This window comes from Pseudomonas sp. AG1028 (assembly GCF_007993955.1).
Classification (GTDB): Bacteria; Pseudomonadota; Gammaproteobacteria; order Pseudomonadales; family Pseudomonadaceae; genus Aquipseudomonas; species Aquipseudomonas straminea.
In genome coordinates this window covers 1-1,468 of the sequence record NZ_VIVP01000025.1, presented here as the reverse complement: position 1 = coordinate 1,468, position 1,468 = coordinate 1, and the positions used below count along the sequence as shown (strand labels likewise).

At 55.3% G+C, this 1,468-nt stretch carries 1 protein-coding gene; it reads left to right on the top strand.

Annotated features, from left to right (window positions below):
• Window positions 1-1,064 (top strand): IS110 family transposase (locus FB481_RS23115; protein WP_256662796.1); only part of this gene is annotated, 1,064 nt, incomplete at its 5' end.
• Window positions 1,065-1,468 lie beyond the last annotated feature (404 nt).

Sequence of the window (1,468 nt, the reverse complement as noted above, 5' to 3'; positions counted from 1 at the left end):
GGCGCAAAATTCAAAGTGCGAACATTGTCTTTTGCTGTGAGGAGGCCGTGATGAAATTCTGTGGCATAGACCTGCACTCGAACAATAGCGTTGTGGTGATCACCGACGAAGCGGACCGGATTCTGCTTAGTCGGCGCTGCCCTAACGATCTGGCAAAAATCGTCCTGCTGCTCGAGCCTCATCGTACCGAGCTGGAGGGCGTGGTGGTCGAGTCCACCTACAACTGGTATTGGCTGGTCGATGGGCTGAAGGATGCCGGTTTCGACGTAAAGCTGGCCAATACTGTAGCGATGAAACGCTATGACGCTTTGAAGCACTCCGATGATCAGGATGATGCGGCCTTTCTCGCACATCTGTTGAGGCTTGGGATTTTACCTACGGGTTACGTGCATCCGCCGCAAGAGCGTGCACTGCGGGATCTGGCACGTAAACGCATTCAACTGGTGCGTAGCCGGACTCAACATGTGCTGGCAGTGGAAAACATCATGGCGCGTCAGCAGGGTAGCCGGCTCAGCAGCGCTGCCGTCAAGCGCCTGTCGAGCACCACAATAGATAACCTTGGCCTGCCCGATGATGTGGCTCTGGCGATCAGTGCCAATGTGGCCGTGATTGAAACACTCAACATTCAAATTGATTGCTTGGAACAGCGTCTGTTAGGCGGTGTGCGCCTGCGCCCAGAGTACGCTTTGCTGAAGTCAATGCCGGGCGTTGGTGAGGTTCTGGCGACCGTGATCATGCTGGAAACGGGAAGCATCGAGCGCTTTGCCGATGTCGGCAAGTTCGCCTCATATGCGCGCTGCGTGAATAGCGCCCATTATTCAAATGGCAAGAAAAAGGGTGAAGGCAACACGAAGAACGGCAATGCTTACCTGGTTTGGGCCTTTGTCGAAGCGGCTAACTTTGCGCGACGTTTTAACGAAGAAGCCAAACGCTTCTTCGACAAGAAGAAAGCAAAAACGAACAATGTGGTAGCCACCAAGGCATTGGCTCACAAGCTGGCCCGAGCGAGCTATCACATCCTCAAGGAGAAACAGCCATTTGATGTGAGCCGCTGTTTCGCCTGAGGCGAGTGAAGGTGGTAGCAGGTCAGCCGGAAAGGGGACTGGATGCTAGCCAGCGAGTCTGAGTGGAGGCCTGCTGCCACCGCCTGAGTGTGTTGTACCCGAGTCGCCTGCCAAGTGAGCCAGAAGAGACTGGACGTGTAGTTTTTATACGAGCCATAGTTCTGTGAAACGGTTTGGACACATTGGCGGCACCAACGTTTCTCTGGGGCGGGCTTCCCGCCAGGGCGGCGCTGAGCGTTAGCTGCCGCTTGATCCATATGGGTGACTGGCGCGACTCGATCGCAGCCAAGAACGAGGAAACGGACTCGACCGGATCAACCCATCAGGTTCGACGCTGGAAAACTCTGCTCTTAAAAAGCAGAGCGGGTGGCTTTGAGTCTTGACGCAGGGCCGGCTAATGGGTG